The organism is Desertihabitans brevis, from assembly GCF_003327535.1.
GTDB classification, from domain to species: Bacteria; Actinomycetota; Actinomycetes; order Propionibacteriales; family Propionibacteriaceae; genus Desertihabitans; species Desertihabitans brevis.
In genome coordinates this window covers 77716-102698 of the sequence record NZ_QOUI01000002.1, presented here as the reverse complement: position 1 = coordinate 102698, position 24983 = coordinate 77716, and the positions used below count along the sequence as shown (strand labels likewise).

Here is a 24983-nt window from a genome sequence, read left to right as displayed (position 1 = left end):
GTCGAGACGCTAACCAGCCGACGTCACAGCGGCCGGCGCCGGCGGTGACGCCTGCGTGACGAGGTCCTCACAGCTCCCGTCGGCCGACGGTGAGGTGGACGCACCGGCCGGACCGAGCGCCTCGACCAGGGCGCAGACGTCGGCCCGGCAGCCGCCGCAGCCGGTGCTCGCCCGGGTCCGCGCGGCCACCTCCTCGGCGGTGCCGGCGCCGGACCGGCAGGCCTCGGCGATGGTGTGCTTGGTGACGCCGTTGCACCGGCACACCACGGTGTCGTCGGGCAGCGCGGTGACCGGGACGGCGGCGCTGGAGGTGGCCGCCAGCGGGCTGAGGAGCAGCCGCGCCGGGTCGGCCGGCACCGGGGCGCCGCGGGTGTAGCAGGCGAGCAGCTCCGCGGCCACCTCCGGGTCGCCCAGGCAGGTCGCGCCGACCAGCCGATCGCCCTCGACCACCACCTGGACGTGCCGGCCGCGGTCGGGGTCGCTGAGCTGCAGCACCCGCGCAGAGTCGTCGCCACGGGTGCCCATGGTGACGACGTCCAGCCCGTCGGCCTTGACCCGGACCACGTCGTCGGCGGTGCGGTCGCGCCGGCGGGGGAGGGCGCCGGGGCCGGTGCCGGTGGCCCGCAGCCGGGCGGCCAGCCGGGCCGCCTGCTCCCAGCCCTGGGCGACCAGTCCGGTGGCGCCCTCGGGTGGCTCGGCGCAGTCGCCGAGCGCCATCACCCGGCGGTCGGCCGGGCTCTGCAGCTGCTCGTCCACCACGACGCCGCGGCGCACCGGCAGCCCGCAGGCCCGGGCCAGCCCGGTCTCGGGGACGGTGCCGGTGCACAGCACCAGCAGGTCGGCCGGCAGCAGCTCGCCGTCGTCGAGACGGAGCCCGCGGACCCGCCCGTCGACGGTCTCCACCCGCGAGGCCCGCGCCCCCACCCGGTGCCCGACGCCGAGCCCCGTCAGCGCCCGGGCCAGCACGCCGCCGGCGGGCTGGTCGAGCTGGCGGTCCATCAGGGCGGCGGAGGGGTGGACGACGGTGACCGCCAGCCCGCGCCGGGACAGCGCGACCGCGGTCTCCACGCCGAGGACGCCGGCGCCGAGCACCACGGCCCGGCGTGCGTTGAGGGTGGCGGCGACGATCTCGCGGGCGTCGTCGACGGTGCGCAGCGCGTGCACGCCGCCCGGCCAGGGCGACAGCCCCGCCAGGTCGGGCACCCGGGCGGCTGCGCCGGTGGCCAGCACCAGGAAGTCGTAGCGGTGCCGGGCGCCGTCGGCGGTGCGCACCGAGCGGTCGTCCCGGTCGACGGCGGTCACCACGGCGCCGGCGTGCACGGCGACCCGCTCCGAGCGGGGCCGGGAGAGCGTGATCCCGGCCAGCTCGTAGCGTCCGGCCACCACCTGGCTGAGCAGCACCCGGTTGTAGGGCTGGGCGGACTCGGCGCCGAGCACGGTGACGGCGAACCGGCCGCCGTCGCCGTCGGTGAGCTCGTCGGCGAAGCGCGAGCCGACCATCCCGTTGCCGACCACCACCACGCGGGTCATCGCGTCCTCCTCCCCGCGGCGGGCCCGGTGGCCGCCAGCGGCTCCGCGGGCTCGGCGACGACGTCGACCGAGCAGTTCTTGAACTCCGGCATCTGCGAGACCGGGTCGACTGCGTCGTTGGTGATCCGGTTGATCCTGCCCGCACCGGGGAAGTGGAACGGGACGAAGACGGTGTCGGTGCGGACGTCCGTGCTCAGCCGGGCCCTCGCCCGCACCTCACCGCGGTCGTTGCGCAGCCGCACCCAGGCGCCCTCGACCAGGCCGAGCCGGTCGGCCGTCACCGGGTGCAGCTCGACGAACGCCTCCGGGGAGGCGGCGGCCAGCTCGGGCACCCGGCGGGTCTGCGCCCCGGACTGGTAGTGCTGCAGCACCCGGCCGGTGACCAGGTGCAGCGGACGCCCCGGGCCGGGCCGCTCGGCCGGCCCGCGGTGCTCGACCGGCAGCAGCCGGGCCCGTCCGTCGGCGGTGGGGAACCGGTCGAGGAAGAGCCGCGGGGTGCCCGGGTGGGCGGGCTGGTCGTCGGCGGTGGCCGGGCACGGCCAGAACAGCGCCTCCCCGGTGTCGAGGCGGCGGTGGCTGATCCCGGAGTAGTCGGCCTTCCCGCCGGCGCTCGCCCGGGCCAGCTCGGCGAACACCTCGGCGGGCTCGGTGGACCAGGTGCCCGGGGCGTCCAGCCGGAGCGCCAGCCCGCGCAGCACCTCCAGCTCGCTGCGCACGCCGGGCGGCGGGTCGACCGCGCGGCGGCGGCGCAGCACCCGTCCCTCCAGCGAGGTCATGGTGCCCTCCTCCTCGGCCCACTGCGTCACCGGCAGCACCACGTCGGCCAGCCGGGTGGTCTCCGACGGGACGAAGTCGCACACCACCAGCAGGTCGAGCGAGCGCAGCCGCCGGGTGACCGAGTCGGCGTCGGGGGCGCTGATCCGCAGGTTGGAGCCGTGCACCAGCAGCGCCCGCGGTCCACCCGGGGTGCCGAGGGAGCGGAGCAGCTGGACCGCGGGCAGCCCCTTGCCCGGCAGGTCGTCGGGGTCGACACCCCAGACGGCGGCGACGTGCGCGCGGGCCGCCGGGTCGTCGACCATCCGGTAGCCGGGCAGCTGGTCGGCCTTCTGGCCGTGCTCGCGTCCGCCCTGGCCGTTGCCCTGCCCGGTGAGGGCGCCGAACCCGCTGCCGCGGCGTCCGACCAGACCGAGCAGCAGCGCCAGGTTGATCGCGGCCGTCACCGTGTCGGTGCCCTGGCTGGACTGCTCGACCCCGCGGCCGGTGAGCACGTAGGCGCCGCGGCCGCCGGCGATCGGGGAGGCGTCGGCCAGCAGCGCCGCGGCCCGCTCGAGCGTCCGCACCGGCACCCCGCTGACCTGCTCCACCCGTTCGGGCCACCAGGCGCCGACGCAGTCGCGCACCGCGTCCAGCCCGGTGGTGCGGTCGGCGAGGTAGCCCGTGTCGGTGCGCCGGTCGCGCAGCACCAGGTGGGCGAGCCCGAGCAGCACCGCCAGGTCCGTCCCCGGCACCGGCTGCAGGTGCAGCCCGCCGCCGTCGGCGGCCAGCGCGGCGGTGGGGCTGCGCCGCGGGTCGACCACGACCAGGCCGCCGCCGGCCCGGACGTCGGCGAGGTGGCCGAGGCTGGGCGGCATCGTCTCGGCCAGGTTGCTGCCCAGCAGCAGCACCGCCTGGGCGCCGCGCAGGTCCTCCAGCGGGAACGGCAGGCCGCGGTCCATGCCGAGGGAGCGGTTCGCCGCGGCGGCGGCGCTCGACATGCAGAACCGGCCGTTGTAGTCGATGTTGGCCGTGCCCAGCGCGATCCGGGCGAACTTGCCCAGCTGGTAGGCCTTCTCGTTGGTCAGCCCGCCGCCGCCGAAGACCGCCACCGCGTCGGGGCCCGACTCGGCCCGGATGGTGCGCAGCCGGTCGGCGACGACGTCGAGGGCCTCGTCCCAGCCCACCTCGACCAGCTCGCCCCCGCGGCGCAGCAGCGGGCTGGTGATCCGGTCGGGGACGTCCAGCAGGGTGGGTGAGGTCCACCCCTTCTGGCACATCCCACCCCGGTTGGTGGGGAAGTCCCGGGGGGCGACCGCGACCCCGGCGTCGGTGCGGGTGAGGGTCTGGGCGCACTGCAGGGCGCAGTAGGGGCAGTGGGTGCTCGTCGCGGCCGGGACGCTCGGCCGCCCGGGGTCGGTCGGCATCAGATCGAGACCCCGGACAGCCGGGCTCCGCGACGCTGGTAGACCGCCCAGGTCAGCACGGCCATCCCCAGGTAGGCGACGAGGAAGCAGACCAGCGCGGCGACGATCGAGCCGGTCGCCGTGGTCGACATCGCGAACCCACGGGGGATGAGGAACCCGCCGAAGGCGCCGACGGCACCGGCGATGCCGAGGCAGCCGGCCGCGGCCTTGCGGGCCACCGGCAGCGCCATCTCGGCCCGGAAGACGGCCGGGATCATCCGGTAGGTCGACCCGTTGCCCAGCCCGGTGCCGACGAAGAGCACGAGGAACGAGGCGAAGAAGAGGGTGAACGAGCTCTGCTGCAGAGCCGTGATGGCCCCGACCGCGCCCAGCGCGAGCACCGCGAACGAGCCGATGGTGATCCGGGCGCCGCCGAACCGGTCGGCCAGCATCCCGCCGAGCGGGCGGCTGAGCGCGCCGATCAGCGCACCGAGGAAGGCCAGCGAGGGGCTGGCGCCGACGAACTGGGTCTTCAGCAGGGTGGGGAAGGCGCCGGAGTAGCCGATGAAGGAGCCGAAGGTACCGATGTAGAGGAAGGAGATGATCCAGGTGTGCTTGCGGGTGGCGGCCAGGGCGAAGTCCCTGACGTCGGCCCTGGCGGTGCTGACGTTGTCCATCAGCCGCCAGGCCAGCAGCGCGGCCACCAGCACCAGCGGGACGAAGACCAGCCCGGCCCGCTCCAGCTGCAGACCGGCGCCGGTGACGACCACCGCCGGCACCGCCAGCTGCACGATGCCGGTGCCGAGGTTGCCGCCCGCGGCGTTCAGCCCCAGCGCCCGGCCCTTCTCGTGCTCGGGGAAGAAGAAGCTGATGTTGGTCATCGAGGAGGCGAAGTTGCCCCCGCCCAGACCAGCCAGGGCGGCCACCGCCAGCAGTACCCCGAACGGCGTCTCGGGGCGCTGCACCACCCAGGCCAGGGCGAGCGCGGGGACGAGCAGCAGCAGCGCGGAGACCACCGTCCAGGTGCGTCCGCCCAGCACCGGCACCGCGAAGGTGTACGGGATCCGCAGCGTCGCGCCGACCAGGCTGGGCAGCGCGATCAGCCAGAACTGCTGGTCGACGGTGAGGGCGAAGCCGACGCTGTTGAGCGAGGGCACCACCACGCTCCACAGCGCCCACACGCAGAAGCCGAGGAACTCGCACAGGATCGAGACGACGAGGTTGCGCCGGGCGACGGCGCGGCCGCGCTGCTTCCAGAACACCGGGTCCTCGGGGTCCCAGTCGGTCAGCCAGCGACCGCGGCGGGCCGGGACGGCGCCGGTGGTGGTGGCGGTGCGGGCGTTCTCGCGTGACGGTGCGGGCACGGTGCGCTCCTCGGGGCTCGGACGGCGGGGACGACGGTTCCCCGGACGACGCCCCCACGCTGGCCGACCCGTGTTTCGGCTCCCGACGGCGCAGGTGAAACTGGCGTGACCATCGCCGCACAGCGACGCCGGTCGCGTTGTGAGAACGCCGACCGGCACCCGGTGGCACACTGGCCCCGTGACGATCCCGGCGGAGGCCCTCCACCCCGAGAACGCGACCCCGGAGACACGCCTGCGGCTGCTCGTGGTCACCGGGATGAGCGGGGCGGGACGCAGCACCGCGGCCCACGCGCTGGAGGACCTCGGCTGGTACGTGGTGGACAACCTGCCGCCCAACATGGTCGACGAGCTGTGCCGGCAGGTGGAGGAGGCCGGGGTGCGCCGCCTCGCGGTGGTGCTGGACGTCCGCTGGGCCACCATGTTCGAGCAGCTGCCGAGCATGTTCGCCGCCGTCCGCGAGCGCGGGCTGCGGCCGGAGGTGCTCTTCCTCGACGCCGCCGACGAGGTGATCGTGCGTCGCCAGTCCTCGGCCCGGCGCCCGCACCCGCTGCAGGGGGCCGGACGCCTCGCCGACGGCATCGCCACCGAGCGACGGCTGCTGGCCGACCTGCGCGCCACCGCCGACGTGGTGATCGACACCTCGCGGGCCAACCCGCACCAGACGGCGTCCCGGGTGGCCCACGTCTTCGCCGCCGAGCGCGCCGACGAGCTGCGGGTGCTGGTGCTGTCGTTCGGGTTCAAGAACGGGCTGCCGACCGATGCCGACCTGGTGGTCGACGTCCGCTTCCTGCCCAACCCGCACTGGGTGCCCGAGCTGCGTCCGCAGACCGGGCTGGAGCAGCCGGTCCGCGACTACGTGCTGGCCCAGGAGGGGATCGAGGAGTTCATCGACCAGGTGCACGGGCTGGTGCTGCTGATGGAGCCGGGCTACCTGCGCGAGGGCAAGCACCACCTGACCATCGGGGTCGGGTGCACCGGCGGCAAGCACCGCAGCACCGCGGTCGCCACCGAGCTGGGTCGTCGGCTCCGCACGGCCGACCTGCTGGTCGAGGTGATGCACCGCGACCTGGGGCTGGAGTGAGCGCGCTCCGCGGCGCCCCCGGCAAGGCGGTGGTGGTCTTCGGCGGCGGCCACGGCATGTCGGTCAACCTGCGCGCGCTGCGCCACCTCACCAACGACCTGACCGCGATCGTCACGGTGGCCGACGACGGCGGCTCCTCGGGCCGGTTGCGCCAGGAGTTCGGGATCATCCCGCCGGGCGACCTGCGGATGGCGCTGGCCGCGCTGTGCGACGACGACCCGACCGGACGGGCCTGGGCCGACGTGCTGCAGTCCCGCTTCGGCGGCGACGGCCCGCTCGCCGGGCACGCCATCGGCAACCTGCTGATCGCCGGGCTGTGGCAGCAGCTGGGTGACCCGGTGGCCGGGCTGGACATGGTCGGCCAGCTGCTCGGGGCCCGCGGCCGGGTGCTGCCGATGGCCGCGGTGCCGCTGCAGATCGAAGCCGACGTGCTCGGCGTCGACCCCGACGCCCCCGACGAGCCGACCGTGCTGCGCGGCCAGGCCACGGTGGCCTCCACCAGCGGCGAGGTCTGCGCGGTCCGGCTGATCCCGCAGGACCCACCCACCCGGCTGGAGTGCCTGGCGGCCGTCGACGCGGCCGACTGGGCCGTGCTCGGACCGGGGTCGTGGTTCACCTCCGTCATCCCGCACCTGCTGGTGCCGGAGCTGGCCGCGGCGCTGACCCGGTCCTCGTGCCGGCGGCTGCTCACCCTCAACCTCAGCCCGGAGGGGGAGACCCGCGGGCTGAGCCCGTCGCGGCACGTGGAGATGCTGGCCGAGCACGCCCCGGAGCTGCGGCTGGACGTGGTGCTGGCCGACGCCCGGGCCTGCGCGGGCGACCGCCACCTGGAGTCCTACGTGGCCTCGCTGGGAGCCCGGCTGGTGCTGGCCGACATCGCCGCCCGCGACGGCAGCCCACGCCACGACGCGCTGCGGCTGGCCTCGGCCTACGCCGAGGTGATGAGCCTGTGAACACCCGCCGACGGGGCCCCGCGGAGGGCCCACTTCGACCGGTGGAGCGGGTGGTCCGGTGTGGCAGGATGCGCGAATGGCGATGACTCAGCAGGTGAAGGCGGAACTGGCGACGATCGCTGTCTCCAAGCCGTGCTGCCGCCGCTCCGAGGTCGCCACCATGCTCCGGCTGGCCGGCGGGCTGCACCTGGCGGCGGGTCGGATCGTCATCGAGGCCGAGGTCGACACCGGTGCCGCGGCCCGGCGGCTGCGCACCGCGATCCTCGACGTCTTCGGCCACCAGAGCGAGATGGCGGTGGTCAGCGCCTCGGGGCTGCGTCGCGGCACCCGCTACATCGTCCGGGTGGCCAAGGACGGCCAGGCGCTGGCCCGCCAGACCGGTCTGGTCGACAACCACGGGCGCCCGGTGCGCGGGCTCCCGCCGCAGGTGGTCGGCGGCGGGCTGTGCGACTGCGTGGCCGCCTGGCGCGGGGCGTTCCTGGCCCACGGCTCGTTGACCGAGCCAGGACGCTCGATGTCGCTGGAGATCACCTGCCCCGGGCCGGAGGTGGCGCTGGCGCTGGTGGGCGCGGCCCGCCGGCTCGACATCCCGGCCAAGGCGCGCGAGGTCCGCGGGGTCGACCGGGTGGTGGTCCGCGACGGCGACGCGATCGCGGCCATGCTCACCCGGCTGGGCGCCCACGACACCCTGCTGGCCTGGGAGGAACGCCGGATGCGCCGGGAGGTGCGTGCCTCGGCGAACCGGCTGGCCAACTTCGACGACGCCAACCTGCGCCGCTCCGCCCGGGCCGCGGTGGCCGCCGGCGCCCGGGTGCAGCGGGCGCTGGAGATCCTCGGCGACGAGGTCCCCGACCACCTGCGCCAGGCCGGGCTGCTGCGCCTGGAGCACAAGCAGGTGAGCCTGGAGGAGCTCGGCCAGCTGCACGACCCGCCGCTGACCAAGGACGCCGTCGCCGGCCGGATCCGTCGGCTGCTGGCCACCGCCGACAAGCGGGCGGCCGAGCTCGGCATCCCCGACACCGAGGCCAGCGTCAACCCCGAGCTGCTCGAGGACGCCGAGTAGCTCCCGATCCGCAGCGTCACCCGTTCGCTCGTGATGGTGTCCTCGCAGGGGGAGACCGAGACGTGAGTTCTTCCCGCTACCGGCTTGCAGCGACGGCGGACGGTTGCGAAGCTGCTTCCTCTGCCACTCCACGAACTTCTCGTAGGTGTCCAAGGCGGGCATCTCGACGAGCTTGGCCGACCTCTCGTCAAGCGGCGTGCCTTCCAAGTGCTCAACCTCGGCGAACAAGGTGTGCTCGAGCGCGGCCCGCAACGCCACGAGGGCATCGGCCACGAGCAACGGCACCTTGCGAGGGATCGGAGCAAGACGTCCCACCACGACCTGTTTCACAGCTCCCGCGGGCACTTCGCGGAGGCCGATCACCCCTTCGGCCTGCGTCTGGTAGGCAAAGAGCAGATCGCCCACCTGGCCGATGAGCTCGTCGGCATGCGCAAGCGTGGCAGCAACGCCGAGATGACGATCAGGCAGCCATTGGTGGGTGGGGTCCGTCACCCCGCGATGCTACGAGGCGCGCCCTTTCTGGCGCACTCGGCAGGTGGTGCCGACGGAGAGGTCGCTGTCGACGGAGGCTCGCGGGAGTGAGGGCGGGCGGCCGTCACAGCCGGGCGTAGTCGGCGCACCTAGGTAGGGCATGAGACCAAGCCAGCTAGGCACCCCCACTCTCACCCGCCAGTTGGTCGTCACCTGCTGCGACGTCCCAGTTGTCATCGGCTGGGACTCGAGCCGAGCATGGCTCACCGGCCGCACCTACGTGCACCAGCCACCAGCCGCCGATGGGCCCGCCGTCACTGTCGACGTTGTGTGTGCCGACTGCTTCCCCCAGGTGCCGCTCGTTTTCGAGTGCCAGCCCTCAGGTCAGATGTCCTGCCCCTCGTGCGGCCGGTACAGCCACCGCGGGGTGGAGGGCTGATGGCGAGCACCGGGCGCGCCGGCGAGCAGGGCCTCCGCCTCAACGACTGGTTCTGTGGCGCCGGCGGCGCCACACAGGGTGCCCCCGCTGTGCCCGGGATCCGGCCGATCCTGGCCGCCAACCATGACCAGCTCGCCATCGACACCCACTCCACCAATTTCGCCGAGGTCGAGCACTTTCGCGGCGACATCAAGGATCTTGACGTCGCCAAGCACCCCTACGCCGAGATCTTCTGGAGCTCGCCAGAGTGCACGAACTGGTCCCCGGCGAAGGGCAGGCCGGCCGACTACGCCCGGCAGGACGACCTGTTCGGCGAATCGACGGACTGCAGCCCTTCCACCGCCAGAGGGACCCCCAGTTGCACCCCCTAGCTCGCTTGGTGCTGCACACGAATCACGCGAAGCACAGGACGCCGGCCATCACGGCACTATCCTCGCCTGGGTACGCGTGTGACTGACGGTCAAGCAGCGGTGAGCACGCGGTGAGGAATCCCTCGCGACCATCAGCGTTCCGGCACCAGGGCCAGCCGCTTTCCGGATCGTCCTCAAGGACGTCGACGCTCTCGCCTGAAGATGCCGGGGGCTCGCACGTGTCATATCCCGACACGGACGATACCGACCGAGTCGTCAATGTCGATGTGGTGCCAGCCGCCCCAGAACCCCGACCGCCGTCCCGTCACCGGCGGACGCCTTGCTCGGCAACCGCCGGTCAGCGGGCCAGTAGCGCTGCGTAGTCGCCGATGCTGCGGTCGACCGCGTCGCGGACGCGGTCGTCGTGGAGCTGGGGGTGGTTCTGGGGCTGGAAGCGGACACGGTCGTAGAACTGGCCGTGTCTGTCGGAGGGACTTGACATGGTGGCCAGGTGCACGAGTGGCTTGGCTGCCTCGCTCGAGGACACGGTGAACCGTGACAGCAGTCGGGCGTGGGTCAGTCGCTTCAGGACAGGCTTGTCCCTGAACGCGTCACTCCTGGTCAGGCCGGGGTGGAAGGTGCTGACGGCGACGGAGCTGGGCGGAACCTTGTCGGCGAGACGCTGGGCGATCACCAAGGTGCCCAGCTTGGATCGGGAGTAGGCCGCCATCATGGAGTACCGGCGCCGGTCCGAGGCGAGGTCGTCCACGTTGAGTCGTGCGTGCTTGTGGGCATTACTGGCCGTGAAGATGACGCGTGACTGCCCCGCGCCCAACAGGGCCGGCAGTAGCAGGTCGGCCAGCAGCGCCGGGGACAAGACGTTGACCTGCCAGGTCCGCTCATGACCGTCGGCAGTGTGCCGGCGCTCGGCGAAGGCCGCCCCGGCGTTGCTGGCCAGGACATCGATCGTCGCGTAGCGCGAGGTGAGACTCGCAGCCAGCTGCTCCACACTCCTCACTGACTCGAAGTCAGCCAGGAACGCCTCACCAGCCACCTCATCGGCCACCTTGCAGGTGCGCTCCTCCGAGCGCCCGACCACCGCCACGTGAAAACCTTCGGCCCGGAGCTGGCGCGCCGCCTCCGCGCCGATCCCTGAACTGGCTCCCGTCACGACGGCAACCTTCGACCTCGTCGCACTCACTAGCTCTCTCCTCAAAGTTGATAGCTGATCCGTTTCGATCGACACTGTAGCAGAAGCGGATGAATGCTCCGGTTCGGTGGTAGGATGGCTGTGTGAGTGACAACCTCCGTCGTGACGCACGACGCAACCGAGAGCGCATCCTCGCCGCGGCGCAACGGCGCGTCGACGCGGGCGAGGGCGACGTGCCTCTCAACGTCATCGCTGCCGAAGCCGGCGTCGGAGTGGGGACCGTCTACCGCCACTTCCCGACCCAGCTCGAGCTGCTCGCCGCCATGGTCCACCCGTCCCTGGTCGAGCTGCAGACGACCATGGAGGAGCTGGCGGAGCAGGGCCGACCAGACGCCGTCGAAGAAGCCTTTAAGGCCGCCGTCAGAGTCTTCGCCGAGCGACCTGAGGCGCTCGTGGTCGTGTCCAGCGGCGAGACGGCCCAGCACGAGGCGTCGGCGTCGCTCGCGACGATCACCACCGTGCTGGACCGACTCATCGATGACGCAGTGCTAGCGGGTCGCCTGAGGCCAGACGTCACCGTCGAGGTCCTGCAACACCTGGTGTGCGCAGTGGACTACGCCGCACGCCTCGCCTCTGACCCCAAGACCGCGCGAACCGTCCACACCGAGATCGCCCTGCACGGGTTACACGCGCGATAGGAGCACTGCTGGTGCCTGGATGACCCCTCCGCACGCTGCTTCACTGAAATCAACACCAACACACGCGGACGTCCTGACGTCTAGTTGTACTGACCGGGGACGTTGGTCAACCGGGTGATGGGTGGCTGATTCCCGCAGGGGGTGTGGGGACGGTGGTGATTGTAGGAGTGGAGCCAGGCTGGGAGGGCTGCTCGGCGGGCGGTCTCGTTGGGGTAGCAGTGGGCGTAGGCCCAGCCGTCGGCCAGGGTGCGGTGGAAGCGTTCGATCTTGCCGTTGGTCTGGGGTCGGTAGGGCCGGGTGCGGGAGTGCTTGATGTTGAGTTCCGCACAGGTGTCGCGCCACAGGTGTGAGCGGTAGGCCGGGCCGTTGTCAGACAGCACCCGGGTGATGGTGATGCCGCGGGCGCCGAACCAGGCGACGGCGTTGCGCAGCACCGTGGTGGCGGTGGCCGCGGTCTCGTCGTCGTGGATCTCGCTGTAGGCGGTGCGGGAGTGGTCGTCGATGACGGTGTGGACGAAGGCGTGGCCCATCTTCGGGTTGTGGTGGCGGTTCCTGGCCTTGTCGGGGGTCGCGGCCCGGTTGCGGTCGCCTTGTCGGCGCCCGACGTAGCGCCAGCCGCCGCCGTCGGGGATGTTGCCCAGCTTCTTCACGTCGACGTGGACCAGATCCCCGGGGCGGGGGTGCTCGTAGCGGCGCACCGGTTCACCGGTGGCCCGGTCGACGTGGGAGAGCCGGTTGAGCCGGCAGCGGGTCAGGACCTGGTGGGCGGTCGATGGCGCGACACCTGTGAGGGCGGCGAGCTGGACGGGGCCGAGGCGTTTGCGCAGCCGCAGCGACACGATCCGCTTCGTGACGGCATGGCTGGTCCGGGCCGGGCTGCTGTGAGGCCGGGAGGAGCGGTCAGTCATGGGTTCCCCGGCCCGATAACGCTCGGCCCACCGTTTGATCGTGGGCCAGGAGCACTGGAAGCGGGCAGCGACCTCGCTGATCGGCACCTGTTGGTCGACGACGAGTCGGGCGACGGTGAGTCGAGCACGTGGGGTCAGCGCAGCGTTAACGTGGGACACGAGGGCCTCCTGGCCAGGTGAGCGGATCCTTCAGCAGTTCCACTCCACCGCGGGAGGCCCTCCCGCCCTCACCTAGACACGCGGATCGCAGTGCTTCGACCAACCTGTCCGGTCAGTACAGGTAGCGGCGGGCGTATGCCCAGCCGTCGGCGAGGGTGCGGTGGAAGCGTTCGATCTTGCCGTTGGTCTGGGGCGGTAGGGCCGGGTGTGCTTGGGCGTGATCGCGAGGGCGGCGCATGCCTGCTGCCAGGCGTGTGAGCGGTAGCAGCTGCCGTTGTCGGACAGGACCCGCTGAATCGACCCCCGCCACGGTGATGCGGAGCACACGGTGATGTGCAGCGCGCCCCCCGACCGCGACGAAACTCGCGGGAGGGGGGGCCGGCCACACCCAGGTGCATGAGCAGCTGCAGGCAGAAGCGGACGGCGTCGCTGAGCAGCTGGCCGGGGCGGTGGTGCCGGCGTGATGGGGCGCACCCACGCCCTCTCCGGTGTGGCGGCATACCTGGCGGTCGCAACGGTCCCCGGCTCGCCGCTGCTGGCGGCGCCGGGCAGCGGGCTGTTGTTCGGTGCGGTGATGGCCGGCGGAGCAGCGATGCTGCCCGACCTTGACCACCCGCAAGCTTCCATCTCCAGGTCCCTGGGCCCGCTCACAGGAGTCGCGGCCCGCACCGTGGCGGCACTTTCCGGTGGGCATCGGCAGGGGACGCACTCGCTGCTTGGCGTGCTGATCGCCTCGATGGTGACGTTCTTGCTGGCGCAGCACCCTGTCGCAGGCGCTGGATGGGCGGCGTTCCTCCTCGCGATCGCCATCTCAGCCATCGGTGGTGAGGGCCGAGCGACCCGCAGCGCCGCGGTGGTCGGGTTTGTCGCCGGTGGGATCGCCCTGGTCGCGCTGGCGTTCCTCTCACCGCCGGCGGCGATGACCGCAGTGGTGGCCGTGGGTGTCGGAACCTCGGCCCACATCGTGGGGGACATGCTGACGCGGGAGGGTGTGCCGTTGCTGTGGCCGTGGCGGCACCGCCAGCGGCTGGCCGGCCTCAGCACTGGAGGGCTGGTCGAGCAGTGGATCGTCGCGCCGGTCCTCGCGGTTGCGATCCTCTGGCTCTCCTGGCTCGTGATGCCGGAGCTCGTGCGCCCGATTACGGGCGCCGCCGGCGAGCTGTCGGTGCTGATTGGGACGCTGTCGTGATGACCACAGCCATCCAGCCAGTGACCACCACGGTGCTGCGGGCCCTGTGCAGGATCCTGGCCCGCAGCGGCTCGCGAGCTCACCGGCTCCGGCTCCGGCTCCGGTTGGCGGCGGTCGCGGCAGGCACGGCCTGACCCCTGAGGTGGTCGGGCAGGGGCCCGTCGGGTACCCGCGGCCGGGCCGGCCCACGCGCCCAGTTGATCGCTGGTCAGGACCACCGGGCAACTGGTATGTACCAGTGGGCGGGCGGTGGCGATGGCGTCCGGACCGGCCGTTAGGGTGAGGGTGTGGGGCGCCGCGCGCAGCGTCGCGGCTCCCGCCACCGAGCCCCTAGTTCGAAGGAGATCGAACGCACATGACCGTCAAGGTTGGTATCAACGGCTTCGGCCGCATCGGTCGCAACGTCTTCCGCGCCATCGTCGCCTCCGGCGCCGACATCGAGGTGGTGGGCGCCAACGACCTGATGCCCAACGAGACCATCGCCCACCTGCTCAAGTACGACTCGATCCTGGGCCGCTTCCCCGGCCAGGTCAGCGCCGACGCCGAGTCGATCACCGTCGACGGCAAGAAGATCCGCATCTTCGAGGAGCGCGACCCCGCCAACATCCCGTGGGGCGAGCTGGGCGCGGACGTCGTCATCGAGTCCACCGGCATCTTCACCGACGCGACCAAGGCGAAGGCCCACATCGACGGCGGGGCGAAGAAGGTCATCATCTCCGCGCCGGCCAAGAACGAGGACCTCACCGTGGTGATGGGGGTCAACGACTCCGCCTACGACCCGGCCAGCCACCACATCATCTCCAACGCCTCCTGCACCACGAACTGCCTGGCCCCGATGGCCAAGGCGCTCAACGACGGGCTGGGCATCGAGAAGGGTCTGATGACCACGATCCACGCCTACACCCAGGACCAGAACCTGCAGGACGGCCCGCACAAGGACCTGCGCCGCTCGCGCGCCGCGGCCCTCAACATCGTCCCGACCACCACCGGAGCGGCCAAGGCCGTGGCCCTGGTGCTGCCGGAGCTGAAGGGCAAGCTGGACGGCTACGCCCTCCGCGTGCCGGTCCCCACCGGCTCCGCCACCGACCTCACCTTCGAGGCCTCCCGCGAGACCACGGTCGAGGAGGTCAACGGCATCATCAAGGCCGCCGCCGAGGGTGCGATGAAGGGCTTCCTCACCTACACCGAGGACGAGATCGTCAGCAAGGACATCGAGACCGACCCGGCCTCCTGCATCTTCGACGCCGGCCTGACCAAGGTCATCGGCAACCAGGTCAAGGTCGTCGGCTGGTACGACAACGAGTGGGGCTACTCCAACCGGTGCGTCGACCTCGCTGTGCTGGTGGGCTCCTCGCTCTGAGCGAGCACCGCCGGTGAGGGCCGTGGCGTGACCGGACCGGTCACGCCACGGCCCCCGCCACGCCGGGCCCACCCGTCCCCAACGCCCTTAGCCCCCGAACCGCCCCCAACGCCCTGAGCCTGTCGAAGGGCGACCCATCTGATCACCGATCCACCGTCCCCCAGCGCCCGAGCACACCGCCACCCAAGGAGACCCAGGTGAAGACCGTCGCCGACCTCGGAGACCTCTCCGGCAAGCGGGTCCTGATCCGCTGCGACCTCAACGTCCCCCTCGACGACGACCGTCAGATCACCGACGACGGCCGCATCCGCGCCTCGGTGCCGACCCTGCAGCAGCTGCGCGAGGCCGGCGCCCGCGTGGTCGTGATGGCCCACCTCGGCCGGCCCAAGGGCCAGGTCAAGCCCGAGTTCTCCCTCGCCCCGGCCGCCGCCCGGCTCTCGGAGCGGCTCGGCACCGAGGTCCGGCTCGCCACCGACGTCGTCGGCGAGTCCGCCCGCCAGGTCGTCGACGGCCTGGCCGACGGCGAGGTGGCGATGCTCGAGAACGTCCGCTTCGAGCCCGCCGAGGAGTCCAAGGACGCCGACGAGCGGGCCGCGCTGGCGAAGGCCTACGCCGCCTTCGGCGACGTCTTCGTCTCCGACGGGTTCGGCGTGGTGCACCGCAAGCAGGCCTCGGTCTACGACGTGGCCCAGCTGCTGCCGACCGCCGCGGGCTCCCTGGTGCAGGCCGAGGTCGAGGTGCTGCAGCGGCTCACCAGCGATCCCGCCCGCCCCTACGCGGTGGTGCTCGGCGGGGCCAAGGTCTCGGACAAGCTGGCCGTGATCGACAACCTGCTGAAGACCGCCGACACCCTGCTGGTCGGCGGCGGCATGGTCTTCACCTTCCTCGCCGCCCAGGGCCACGCCGTGGGCAAGAGCCTGCTCGAGGAGGACCAGGTGGAGACCGTCCGCGGCTACCTCGCCGAGGCCGAGCGCACCGGCAAGCAGATCGTGCTGCCCACCGACATCGTGGTGGCACCGGAGTTCAAGGCCGACGCGCCGGCGAGCGTGGTGGCCGCCGACGCCATCCCGTCCGACCAGCTCGGCCTCGACATCGGCCCGGAGTCGGCCGAGGCCTTTTCCGCGGCCATCCGCTCGTCGGCGACGGTGTTCTGGAACGGCCCGATGGGCGTGGCCGAGTGGGAGGCCTTCGCCGGCGGCACCCGGGCGGTGGCCCAGGCGCTGACCGAGGTGGACGGGCTGAGCGTGGTGGGCGGCGGCGACTCCGCGGCTGCCGTGCGCGCCCTCGGCTTCGCCGACGACGCCTTCGGCCACATCTCGACCGGCGGCGGCGCCTCGCTGGAGTACCTGGAGGGCAAGCAGCTCCCCGGCCTGGACGCCCTCGGCTGACCGCCCGACCCCACCGACCGCCCGACCGAACGCGACGACACAAAGGACCCCGATGACCCGCACGCCCCTGATGGCCGGCAACTGGAAGATGAACCTCAACCACGTCGAGGCGACCGGTCTGGTGCAGAAGCTGGCCTGGACCCTCAGCGACAAGAAGCACGACCCCGCCCGCAGCGAGGTGGTGGTGCTGGTGCCGTTCACCGACATCCGCACCGTCCAGACGTTGGTCGAGGGCGACCGCCTGCCCATCGGCTACGGCGCGCAGGACCTGTCCGCCCACGACGCCGGCGCCTACACCGGCGAGGTCTCGGCTGCGATGCTGGCCAAGCTCGGCTGCCGCTACGTCGCGGTGGGCCACTCCGAGCGCCGCCAGTACCACGCCGAGTCCGACGAGCTGGTCAACGCCAAGACGACCAAGGCGCTGGCCGCCGGGATCACCCCGATCGTCTGTGTCGGGGAGGGTCTGGAGGTCCGCCAGGCCGGGGACCAGGTGGCCCACACGCTGGCCCAGGTCGACGGCGCGCTGGCCGGTCTGGACGCCGAGCAGGTGGCTTCGGTGGTGATCGCCTACGAGCCGGTGTGGGCCATCGGCACCGGTGAGGTCGCCACCCCCGAGGACGCCCAGGAGGTGTGCGGGGCGATCCGTGCCCGGGTCGCCGAGCTGCACGGGCCCGAGGTCGCCGAGCAGGTGCGGGTGCTCTACGGCGGCTCGGTGAAGTCGGGCAACGTCGTCGACATCATGGCCCAGGCCGACGTCGACGGCTGCCTGGTCGGCGGCGCCAGCCTGGTGGTCGACGAGTTCGCTGCCATTGCCCGTTTCTACGACCTGCCGACCCTCTGAACCGGTCGCTTCCAACGGTTTCTGCCGGTCGGTCAGGTGAAGTAGGGTGACCCGGTGACTACGCCCCAGTTGATCGTCTCCATCTTCCTGGTGGTGACGAGCGTCCTGCTCGCGCTGTCGGTGCTGCTGCACAAGGGCCGGGGTGGCGGCATGTCCGACCTGTTCGGTGGTGGCATGTCCACCTCGATGGGCGGCGCCTCCGTGGCGGAGCGCAACCTGGACCGGATCACCATCGTGCTGGGCCTGGTGTGGTTCCTCAGCATCCTCGTGCTGCTGGTGCTGTACCGCTGGAGCATCTGACCGACCGTCCCGATCGAGAACAGACGAATCAAGGAGTGACGAACCGTGGCCGGTGGTAGCGCCATCCGTGGCAGCCGAGTCGGAGCAGGACCGATGGGGGAGGCGGAGCGGGGTGACACCGCCCCCCGGCTCTACGTCTCCTACTTCTGCTCCAACCAGCACGAGACCCGTCCGGCGTTCTCCGCCGACGTGCAGGCCCCCGAGACCTGGGACTGCCCGCGCTGCGGCCTCCCGGCCAACCTGGACCAGGAGAACCCGCCGCCGCCGCCGAAGATCACCCCCTACAAGACCCACCTGGCCTACGTGAAGGAGCGCCGCTCCGACAAGGAGGCCGAGGCGATCCTCACCGAGGCGCTCGAGGCCCTGCAGGCCCGCCGCGCCGCCGGCGAGGTCATCTACTGATCCGCCGCTGACGAGGCCCCGGACCACAGGTCCGGGGCCTTCGTCGTCCCTGCGGCTGGGGATCGTGCTCCGACAGGCTCAGCACGGTCGATGGTGGTTCCGCGCCCAGGTGCGGTCGTGCACCACTCGAGCCCTCACCAGAGAGGCGCCGCCCGTCGGTGAGGAGGGTCTGCCGGCCGCGATGGTGCCTCCCGTGCCCGCGGGTGCCGGTCGGCGAGGACGCCACCCGGCAACCCACCAGGACCGCGGCACCGAGGTGGGAGGTCCTGGGAGGGGTGTTCGGGTGTGGCGGGCGTCAAGGACGAACTCGTCCGAGGAACGAGGACGAGGCTCGGCCCCGGGCGGAACACCCCTCCCAGGACCTCCCGCCGTCCCAGCCCAAGGGTCTACAGCTGGGACGCCGCGTCGGAGTCGATGAGCCACACGGTGGACTCGGTGCCGCGCACCATCGCGGCCGGCAGACCCTCCTCGCCGGCGTGCGCGCGCCGCACCGCCTCCGCCTTGTCGGCCCCGCTGACCACGAACCAGACCTCCCGCGACCGGTTCAGCGTGCTCAGGGTGAGGCTGAGCCGCTCCGCCGGCGGTTTGGGGGCCTCGTGCACCGCGACCACCCGGGCGTTGGTCGCGCCCAGGCTGGGATGGCCGGGGAAGAGCGAGGCGACGTGGCCGTCCGGGCCCACCCCCAGCAGGCAGATGTCGAAGCTGGTCTCACCGAGCTCGGCGGCGTAGCCGTCGGCGGAGTCCTCGATCGAGACGTTGCCGTCGGCAGCCGGCATCGGGTGGACGCGCGAGGGGTCCATCTGCAGGGCGGGAGCGAGGATGGCCAGGGCCTCACCGGCGTTGCGGTCCTCGTGGTCGACCGGGACGAAGCGCTCGTCGCCCCACCACAGCTCGACCCGGGTGCCGTCCAGCTCGGAGCCGGCGAGCCGGGCGGCCAGGCCGCGGTAGATCCGGTTCGCGATCCGGCCGCCGGTCAGGCAGAGCTGGGGGACCGGCTGGGTCTGCTGCAGGGTGGTCAGCCGCTCGACCAGACGCGTCGAGGCGCCCGTGACCAGAGCCTCGGGGTCGTCGTGGACGATGGTGTGGATGGGCACCGGGGGCCTCCTAGCCGGCGTCGGGAGCGGTGACCGCGGGATCCACGGTACCGACCGCCTCCTCCGGGCTCGGGGCGGCGTCCGGTGCGGCGGTACCGCTGCTGCTGCTGCTGCTGCGCGCGGTGGTCCGCTTCGCCGTCGTGCTCTTGCGAGAGCTCGACCGGGCAGCCGTCTTCTTCGCCGCGCCGGTCTTCGTCCCGGCCGCCTTGGCGGCGCCGCTCTTGCGGGTCTGCTCGCGTCGCATCCGGCGCACCAGCGTGGTCACTGCGGCCTCGAAGATGTCGTCGTCGTCTAGGCGGCGCAGCTCTTCGGCGATGAGGTCCTCGGTGTCGCGTCGCTTGAGCGCCACCAGCCGCTTCGGCTGGCCGGGGACCGAGTACTCGGCGAGCAGGCCGTCGTCGCGGGTGATGGCGATGTCGCCGGCCGCGGTGGTGAGCCGGACGCCGGTGATGCCGGGGCCGCGGGTGTTCTTGACCTCCACCTGCAACCCGAGCCGGTTCTCCAGCCAGGCGGCCATCAGCTGGGCCGAGGCGTGTCCGCGCTGGGCCTCCACCACGGCGGCGGTGAAGGTGGCGGGGTACTGGTCCACCGCGGCCGCGAGCAGCGCGCGCCACGGGGTGAGCCGGGCCCAGGTCAGGTCGGTCTCACCCGGACCGTGGTGGCGGGCCCGGTGCTCCAGGCTGGCCATCGGCTGACGGGTGCCGTCGGCGTCGGTGATCCGGCGGTTGGCCAGTCGGCCGATCGGGTCGGTGCTGAGGTTCTCCGGCGCCTGGGTCGGCCACCACGCGACCACGGGGGAGTCCGGCAGCAGCAGCGGCAGCAGCACCGAGGCGGGGTGCTCGGCCACCTCACCGCGCATCCGCAGCACCACCGTCTCCCCGGGCACCCGCTCGCCGACCCGGATCTCGGCGTCCAGGCCGGAGGTCTTGGTGCGGCTGTTGGTGACCACGAGCAGCAGCCGGCAGGGGTGCTCGAAGCTGGCCGCCAGCGCGGCCTTCTCGGCGCGCTGGTAGCCCTGGCTGTCGGTGACGACGATGAGCGTCATCACCATGCCCATGGTGGGGCTGCCCGCGTTGCGACGCGCCTTGATCAGCGCGCTGGCCACCTTGGAGGAGTTCGTCGACTTCAGCTCGATCTTCATCGGTGTCCTCTCAGGGCCGGCGCCAGGCGAAGCCGTCGCGGGCCAGCATGTCGTAGGCGCTCTGCGGTCCCCACGAACCGGGGTGGTACTTCTCCGGCTGGTCGCCCCGCTCGGCCCAGTGGTCGAGCACCGGGTCGAGGATCTGCCACGACAGCTCGACCTCCTCGTGCTGGGGGAACAGTGGCGGGTCGCCGAGCAGCACGTCGAGGATGAGCCGCTCGTAGGCCTCCGGGGAGGACTCGGTGAACGCACCGCCGTAGGCGAAGTCCATGTTGACCTCGCGGATCTCCATCTGGGTGCTGGGCACCTTGGCCCCGAACCGCAAGGTGATGCCCTCGTCGGGCTGGATCCGCATCACCAGCGCGTTGGTGCCCAGGCTCTCGGTGTCGGAGTTGGTGAACGGCAGGTGGGGGGCCTTGCGGAAGCTCAGCGCCACCTCCGTGACCCGGCGGGCCAGCCGCTTGCCGGCGCGCAGGTAGAACGGCACCCCGGCCCACCGACGGTTGTCGATGTCGACCCGCAGCGCGGCGAAGGTCTCGGTGATCGACTCCGGCGGGACGCCGTCCTCCTCGGCGTAGCCGCGCACCTTCACCCCGCCGGACCAGCCGCCGTCGTAGCGGCCGCGGGCGGTGTGGGCGTCGATGTCGGCCGGCGGACGCGCGGCGGCCAGCACCTTCTGCTTCTCCGTCCGCAGCTGGCGGGCGTCGAAGGAGGTGGGCTCCTCCATGGCGGTCAGCGCCAGCAGCTGCAGCAGGTGGTTCTGGATCACGTCGCGGGCCGCGCCGATGCCGTCGTAGTAGCCGGCGCGGCCTTCGATGCCGATGTCCTCGGCCATGGTGATCTGCACGTGGTCGATGTAGTTGCGGTTCCACACCGGCTCGAACAGCTGGTTGGCGAAGCGCAGCGCCAGCATGTTCTGCACCGTCTCCTTGCCCAGGTAGTGGTCGATCCGGAAGACCGACTGGCTGGGGAAGACGCTGGAGACGATCCGGTTGAGCTCCTGGGCGCTGCTGAGGTCGTGGCCGAACGGCTTCTCGATCACCACCCGGTTCCACTGCCCGGCGCGCTGCTCGGCCAGCCCGTGCCGGCGCAGCTGTCCGACCACCTCGTCGAAGAGCCCCGGCGGGATCGACAGGTAGAAGGCGTGGTTGCCCCCGGTGCCCCGGGCCTCGTCCAGCTCGAGGATGGTGCGCTTGAGCTGCTCGAAGGAGGCGTCGCTGTTGAGGTCGCCCGGGACGAACCGGATGCCCTCGAGGAGCTGGCGCCACACCTCCTCGCGGAACGGCGTGCGCGCGTGCTCCTTCACCGAGTCGTGCACGATCTGGGCGAAGTCCTCGTTCTCCCAGTCCCGGCGGGCGAAGCCCACCAGCGCGAACCCCGGCGGCAGCAGCCCCCGGTTCGCCAGGTCGTAGACGGCCGGCATCAGCTTCTTGCGCGACAGGTCGCCGGTGACGCCGAAGATCACCAGGACGCAGGGTCCAGCGATCCGGGGCAGCCGCCGGTCCTGCGGGTCGCGCAGCGGGTTGGGACGGTCGGGGTCGATCAACTTCGCCTCTGTTCTCCCGGGCCGACGGTGCGGTTCAGGCCGCCTCGACGGCCTGCTGGACGGTCTCGACGAGCTCGTTCCACGAATCGGCGAACTTCTGCACGCCCTCGTCCTCGAGCTGCTGGGTGACCTCGTCGAGGTCGATGCCGAGCCCGCCGAGGGCGCCCAGCACCTGCTCGGCGTCCTCGGCCTGCGCGACCACCCGGTCGCCGTCGACCTCGCCGTGGTCGGCGAAGGCGTCCATCGTCTTCTCCGGCATGGTGTTGACCACCCCGGCGGTGACGAGCTCGGTGACGTACATGGTGTCGGGGTAGGCCGGGTCCTTCACGCCGGTGGAGGCCCACAGCGGGCGCTGCGGACGTCCGCCCTTGGCGGCCAGCGCGGGCATCCGGCCGTCCAGCTCCTCCCCGGCCTCGACGGCACGGAAGAGGCGGTGGGCGAGCCGGGCGTTGGCGATGGCGGCCTTGCCCTTGAGCGCGGTCGCCTCCTCGCTGCCGATGGCGTCCAGCCGCTTGTCCACCTCGGAGTCGACCCGGGAGACGAAGAACGAGGCGACGGAGTGGATGGTGCTGATGTCCCGACCGGCCTCCAGCGCGTCCTCCAGGCCCGACAGGTAGGCGTCGATGACCTCGCGGTAGCGCTCGAGGGAGAAGATCAGCGTGACGTTGACGCTGATCCCCGCGGCGATGGTCTGGCGGATCGCGGCCAGCCCCGGCTTGGTGGCCGGGATCTTGATGAACACGTTGGGCCGGCCGACCTTCTCCCGCAGCTGGCGGGCCTGCTCGACGGTGCCGTCGGTGTCCATCGCCAGACCGGGCTCGACCTCGATCGAGACCCGGCCGTCGACGCCGTCGGTGTCGGCGCTGACCGGGGCCAGCACGTCGCAGGCGGCGCGCACGTCGTCGGTGGTGATGGCGGTGATCGCCTCCTCGACGCTGCGGCCCTTGAGCTCGTCGAGCTGCGGGCCGTAGGTCTTCTGGTCCGACAGCGCGGTCGCGAAGATCGTCGGGTTGGTGGTGACACCCACCACCGAGCGCTCCTCGGTCAGCCGGGCCAGCTCGCCCGAGGCGATCCGCTGCCGGGACAGGTCGTCGAGCCAGATCGAGACGCCCGCGGCGGCGAGCTTCTTCAGCCGTTCACTCATTCCTCAGACCTCTTCCTTGGTGGTGGGTCAGTCGTTGACGTTGGTGTCCGCGCCGGAGGCGGCCGACTCGTCGGCCGGACCCTGCGGGCCGGACGGGCCCCGGTGCAGCGGCGCGCCGGCCAGGTCGCGGGCGGCGGCCAGGCTGTCACGGGCCGCGGCGGCCACGGCCTCGGCGGTGAAGCCGAACTCGGCGAACACGCGCTGGTAGTCCGCGCTCGCGCCGTAGTGGTCGATGGCCACGATCCGGCCCGCGTCGCCCACGATCTCGCGCCAGCCCTGCGGCACCCCGGCCTCGACGCTGACCCGCGCGCGGACCGCGGCCGGGATCACCGACTCGCGGTAGGCGTCGTCCTGGGCGTCGAACCACTCCCGGCACGGCATCGAGACCACCCGGGCGCTGATGCCGTCCGCGGCCAGCTGCTCGGCCGCGGCGACCGCGAGCTGCACCTCCGAGCCGGTGCCGATGAGCACCACGTGCTCGCCCTGGCCGTCGCCGAAGTCCTTGAGGACGTAGGCGCCGCGGCGGACGTCCTCGGTGGTGGCGAAGCCGTTGGTGCCGCGCGGGAAGGTCGGCAGGTTCTGCCGGCTGAGCGCGATCCCGGCCGGGCGGTCGGTGTGGGAGAGCACGGCCTGCCAGGCCGCCACCGTCTCGTTGGCGTCGGCCGGGCGGACGACGTCCAGCCCGGGGATGGCGCGCAGCGCGGCCAGGTGCTCGATCGGCTGGTGGGTCGGCCCGTCCTCGCCCAGCCCGATCGAGTCGTGGGTCCAGACGAAGGTGACGGGCAGCTTCATCAGCGCGGCCAGCCGCACCGAGGGGCGCATGTAGTCGGAGAAGGTGAGGAAGGTGCCGCCGTAGGGGCGGGTGCCGCCGTGCACGGCGATGCCGTTCATGATGGCGCCCATCGCGTGCTCGCGGACGCCGAAGTGCAGGGTGCGGCCGTAGGGGTCGCCCGCCCACATCTTCGTCTGCCGGTCGGTGGGCAGGAAGCTGGGCTCACCCTCCATGGTGGTGTTGTTGGACTCGGCCAGGTCGGCCGAACCGCCCCACAGCTCGGGCAGCCGGGAGGCCAGCTCGCCGAGCACCTTGCCCGACGCCTTGCGGGTGGCCACGCCCTTCTCGTCGGCCTCGAAGGTGGGCAGGTCGGCGTCCCAGCCCTCGGGCAGCGCGCGCTCGGCCATCCGGGCGTACAGCGCGGCGCGCTCGGGGTTGGCCTCCTGCCAGCGGGCGAACTCGGCGTCCCAGGCCTCCTCGAGCTCGCGGCCGCGCTGCTGCAGCGCACGGGTGTGGGCGAGGACGTCCTCGTCGACCTGGAAGGTCTGCTCGGGGTCGAAGCCGAGCACCTCCTTGGTGGCGGCCACCTCGTCCGCACCCAGGGCCGAGCCGTGCGACTTGCCGGTGTTCTGCGCGTTGGGGGCCGGCCAGGCGATGATGGTGCGCAGCGCGATGAAGGACGGCCGGTCGGTGACCTGGCGGGCCTCCTCCAGGGCGACCCGCAGCGCCTCCACGTTCTCCACGTACCGCTCCGCGCCGTCGCGGTCGGAGGGGTTGACCCAGTCCACGGTCTGGACGTGCCAGCCGTAGGCCTCGTAGCGGGCGGCGGTGTCCTCGCTGAGCGCGATGTTGGTGTCGTCCTCGATGGAGATCTGGTTCTGGTCGTAGATCACCGTCAGGTTGCCCAGCCGCTGGGTGCCGGCCAGCGAGGACGCCTCGGAGGAGACGCCCTCCTGGATGTCGCCGTCGGAGGCCAGGCAGTACACCTGGTGGTCGAACAGCGACTGCCCGGGCGCGGCCTCGGGATCGAACAGCCCGCGCTCGCGACGGGCGGCCATCGCCATCCCGACCGCGTTGCCGATCCCCTGGCCGAGCGGGCCGGTGGTCACCTCGACGCCGTCGGTGTGGCCGTACTCGGGGTGGCCGGGCGTCTTGGAGTCCCAGGTGCGCAGCGACTTCAGGTCGTCCAGCTCGAGGCCGAACCCACCCAGGTAGAGCTGGATGTAGAGGGTGAGCGCGGTGTGGCCGCAGGAGAGTACGAACCGGTCGCGCCCGGCCCACTTGGTGTTGCCCGGGTTGTGCCGCATCACCTTCTGGAACAGCAGGTAGGCGGCCGGGGCCAGGCTCATCGCGGTGCCGGGGTGGCCGTTGCCGACCTTCTGCACGGCGTCGGCGGCCAGCACCCGGACGGTGTCGACCGCGCGGGCGTCCAGCTCGGTCCAGTCGGCGGGGTGGATGGCGCTACCTGTCGTGGTGGTCAT

22 protein-coding genes and 1 pseudogene are annotated in these 24983 nt (G+C 72.3%); 12 read left to right on the top strand and 11 right to left on the bottom strand.

What is annotated here, in order from left to right; all coding sequences use genetic code 11:
- Window positions 1–9: 9 nt before the first annotated feature.
- The 3 genes from DT076_RS03845 to DT076_RS03835 are packed head-to-tail and all read right to left on the bottom strand — an operon-like array spanning window position 10 to window position 5053.
- The gene (locus DT076_RS03845; RefSeq protein ID WP_114125344.1) at window positions 10–1530 is read right to left on the bottom strand and encodes an FAD-dependent oxidoreductase; all 1521 of its coding nucleotides are present in this window, start codon (window positions 1528–1530) and stop codon (window positions 10–12) included.
- The gene (locus DT076_RS03840; protein WP_114125343.1) at window positions 1527–3710 is read right to left on the bottom strand and encodes a molybdopterin oxidoreductase family protein; all 2184 of its coding nucleotides are present in this window, start codon (window positions 3708–3710) and stop codon (window positions 1527–1529) included. The genes DT076_RS03845 and DT076_RS03840 overlap by 4 nt, the downstream gene beginning before the upstream one ends.
- Window positions 3710–5053 carry an MFS transporter gene (locus DT076_RS03835; protein ID WP_114125342.1) on the bottom strand — a complete coding sequence of 448 codons (1344 nt, stop codon included), beginning with the start codon at window positions 5051–5053 and terminating at the stop codon, window positions 3710–3712. The genes DT076_RS03840 and DT076_RS03835 overlap by 1 nt, the downstream gene beginning before the upstream one ends.
- Window positions 5054–5237: 184 nt before the next feature.
- On the opposite strand from DT076_RS03835, the gene rapZ reads away from it, so the two are divergent.
- The 5 genes from rapZ to DT076_RS03810 all read left to right on the top strand — a co-directional run bounded on the left by rapZ (window position 5238) and on the right by DT076_RS03810 (window position 9431).
- Complete coding sequence (rapZ, locus tag DT076_RS03830; protein WP_267896805.1) at window positions 5238–6134, top strand: RNase adapter RapZ; 897 nt, start codon at window positions 5238–5240, stop codon at window positions 6132–6134.
- Window positions 6131–7087, top strand: coding sequence for a gluconeogenesis factor YvcK family protein (locus DT076_RS03825; RefSeq protein ID WP_267896802.1), 957 nt, complete (start codon window positions 6131–6133; stop codon window positions 7085–7087). Before rapZ ends, DT076_RS03825 begins: the two co-directional genes overlap by 4 nt.
- Window positions 7088–7163: 76 nt before the next feature.
- Window positions 7164–8150: a DNA-binding protein WhiA gene (gene whiA, locus DT076_RS03820; protein WP_114125340.1), complete on the top strand. Its 987-nt coding sequence runs from the start codon at window positions 7164–7166 to the stop codon at window positions 8148–8150.
- Between the two features lie 207 nt (window positions 8151–8357).
- Window positions 8358–8732 (top strand): hypothetical protein, encoded by a 375-nt coding sequence (locus tag DT076_RS19300; protein ID WP_158548035.1) that lies wholly within the window; start codon window positions 8358–8360, stop codon window positions 8730–8732.
- Window positions 8733–9059: 327 nt separating this feature from the next.
- Window positions 9060–9431 (top strand): DNA cytosine methyltransferase, encoded by a 372-nt coding sequence (locus DT076_RS03810; protein ID WP_158548034.1) that lies wholly within the window; start codon window positions 9060–9062, stop codon window positions 9429–9431.
- Window positions 9432–9768: 337 nt separating this feature from the next.
- Here the strand turns inward: DT076_RS03810 and DT076_RS03805 are convergent, their stop codons facing one another.
- On the bottom strand, window positions 9769–10581 hold the full coding sequence (locus DT076_RS03805) for an SDR family NAD(P)-dependent oxidoreductase (protein WP_158548033.1): 813 nt from the start codon (window positions 10579–10581) through the stop codon (window positions 9769–9771).
- 122 nt (window positions 10582–10703) lie between these two features.
- Between DT076_RS03805 and DT076_RS03800 the strand changes: the two genes are divergently transcribed.
- Window positions 10704–11258, top strand: coding sequence for a TetR/AcrR family transcriptional regulator (locus tag DT076_RS03800; RefSeq protein ID WP_114125338.1), 555 nt, complete (start codon window positions 10704–10706; stop codon window positions 11256–11258).
- Window positions 11259–11338: 80 nt separating this feature from the next.
- On the opposite strand, the gene DT076_RS03795 is transcribed toward DT076_RS03800, so the two are convergent.
- Complete coding sequence (locus DT076_RS03795) at window positions 11339–12325, bottom strand: IS481 family transposase (RefSeq protein ID WP_114125337.1); 987 nt, start codon at window positions 12323–12325, stop codon at window positions 11339–11341.
- Window positions 12326–12446: 121 nt separating this feature from the next.
- Window positions 12447–12625, bottom strand: a pseudogene (locus tag DT076_RS03790) (DDE-type integrase/transposase/recombinase); the annotation flags it as partial.
- A 163-nt stretch (window positions 12626–12788) separates the two neighbouring features.
- On the opposite strand from DT076_RS03790, the gene DT076_RS03785 reads away from it, so the two are divergent.
- The 6 genes from DT076_RS03785 to DT076_RS03760 all read left to right on the top strand — a co-directional run bounded on the left by DT076_RS03785 (window position 12789) and on the right by DT076_RS03760 (window position 17805).
- Window positions 12789–13514: a metal-dependent hydrolase gene (locus DT076_RS03785; protein ID WP_233493671.1), complete on the top strand. Its 726-nt coding sequence runs from the start codon at window positions 12789–12791 to the stop codon at window positions 13512–13514.
- A 355-nt stretch (window positions 13515–13869) separates the two neighbouring features.
- Window positions 13870–14874 (top strand): type I glyceraldehyde-3-phosphate dehydrogenase, encoded by a 1005-nt coding sequence (gap, locus tag DT076_RS03780; RefSeq protein ID WP_114125335.1) that lies wholly within the window; start codon window positions 13870–13872, stop codon window positions 14872–14874.
- Between the two features lie 197 nt (window positions 14875–15071).
- Window positions 15072–16262 carry a phosphoglycerate kinase gene (locus DT076_RS03775; protein ID WP_114125334.1) on the top strand — a complete coding sequence of 397 codons (1191 nt, stop codon included), beginning with the start codon at window positions 15072–15074 and terminating at the stop codon, window positions 16260–16262.
- A 52-nt stretch (window positions 16263–16314) separates the two neighbouring features.
- Window positions 16315–17103 carry a triose-phosphate isomerase gene (tpiA, locus tag DT076_RS03770; protein ID WP_114125333.1) on the top strand — a complete coding sequence of 263 codons (789 nt, stop codon included), beginning with the start codon at window positions 16315–16317 and terminating at the stop codon, window positions 17101–17103.
- 54 nt (window positions 17104–17157) lie between these two features.
- Window positions 17158–17403, top strand: coding sequence for a preprotein translocase subunit SecG (gene secG, locus DT076_RS03765; RefSeq protein ID WP_114125332.1), 246 nt, complete (start codon window positions 17158–17160; stop codon window positions 17401–17403).
- A 45-nt stretch (window positions 17404–17448) separates the two neighbouring features.
- Entirely contained in the window at window positions 17449–17805 is a 357-nt protein-coding gene (locus DT076_RS03760) for an RNA polymerase-binding protein RbpA (protein ID WP_114125331.1), read from the top strand.
- Between the two features lie 386 nt (window positions 17806–18191).
- On the opposite strand, the gene pgl is transcribed toward DT076_RS03760, so the two are convergent.
- Genes pgl through tkt form a run of 5 tightly spaced genes read right to left on the bottom strand, consistent with a single transcriptional unit; the run spans window position 18192 to window position 24983 of the window.
- Window positions 18192–18899, bottom strand: a complete 708-nt coding sequence (gene pgl, locus DT076_RS03755) for a 6-phosphogluconolactonase (protein WP_114125330.1) — start codon at window positions 18897–18899, stop codon at window positions 18192–18194.
- A 10-nt stretch (window positions 18900–18909) separates the two neighbouring features.
- Complete coding sequence (locus tag DT076_RS03750) at window positions 18910–20040, bottom strand: glucose-6-phosphate dehydrogenase assembly protein OpcA (protein WP_114125329.1); 1131 nt, start codon at window positions 20038–20040, stop codon at window positions 18910–18912.
- 10 nt (window positions 20041–20050) lie between these two features.
- Complete coding sequence (gene zwf, locus DT076_RS03745; protein WP_114125328.1) at window positions 20051–21586, bottom strand: glucose-6-phosphate dehydrogenase; 1536 nt, start codon at window positions 21584–21586, stop codon at window positions 20051–20053.
- A 34-nt stretch (window positions 21587–21620) separates the two neighbouring features.
- Window positions 21621–22730, bottom strand: a complete 1110-nt coding sequence (gene tal / locus DT076_RS03740) for a transaldolase (RefSeq protein ID WP_114125327.1) — start codon at window positions 22728–22730, stop codon at window positions 21621–21623.
- Window positions 22731–22757: 27 nt separating this feature from the next.
- Complete coding sequence (gene tkt, locus DT076_RS03735; protein WP_114125326.1) at window positions 22758–24983, bottom strand: transketolase; 2226 nt, start codon at window positions 24981–24983, stop codon at window positions 22758–22760.

What these genes read in the sequence shown, in the direction of transcription:
- DT076_RS03845 (WP_114125344.1), bottom strand. Translation starts at nt 1,530, where the DNA reads ATGACCCGCGTGGTGGTGGTCGGCAACGGGATGGTCGGCTCGCGCTTC.
- DT076_RS03840 (WP_114125343.1), bottom strand. Translation starts at nt 3,710, where the DNA reads ATGCCGACCGACCCCGGGCGGCCGAGCGTCCCGGCCGCGACGAGCACC.
- whiA (WP_114125340.1), top strand. Translation starts at nt 7,164, where the DNA reads ATGGCGATGACTCAGCAGGTGAAGGCGGAACTGGCGACGATCGCTGTC.
- DT076_RS03810 (WP_158548034.1), top strand. Translation starts at nt 9,060, where the DNA reads ATGGCGAGCACCGGGCGCGCCGGCGAGCAGGGCCTCCGCCTCAACGAC.
- DT076_RS03785 (WP_233493671.1), top strand. Translation starts at nt 12,789, where the DNA reads ATGGGGCGCACCCACGCCCTCTCCGGTGTGGCGGCATACCTGGCGGTC.
- gap (WP_114125335.1), top strand. Translation starts at nt 13,870, where the DNA reads ATGACCGTCAAGGTTGGTATCAACGGCTTCGGCCGCATCGGTCGCAAC.
- tpiA (WP_114125333.1), top strand. Translation starts at nt 16,315, where the DNA reads ATGACCCGCACGCCCCTGATGGCCGGCAACTGGAAGATGAACCTCAAC.
- DT076_RS03750 (WP_114125329.1), bottom strand. Translation starts at nt 20,040, where the DNA reads ATGAAGATCGAGCTGAAGTCGACGAACTCCTCCAAGGTGGCCAGCGCG.
- tal (WP_114125327.1), bottom strand. Translation starts at nt 22,730, where the DNA reads ATGAGTGAACGGCTGAAGAAGCTCGCCGCCGCGGGCGTCTCGATCTGG.
- tkt (WP_114125326.1), bottom strand. Translation starts at nt 24,983, where the DNA reads ATGACCACCACGACAGGTAGCGCCATCCACCCCGCCGACTGGACCGAG.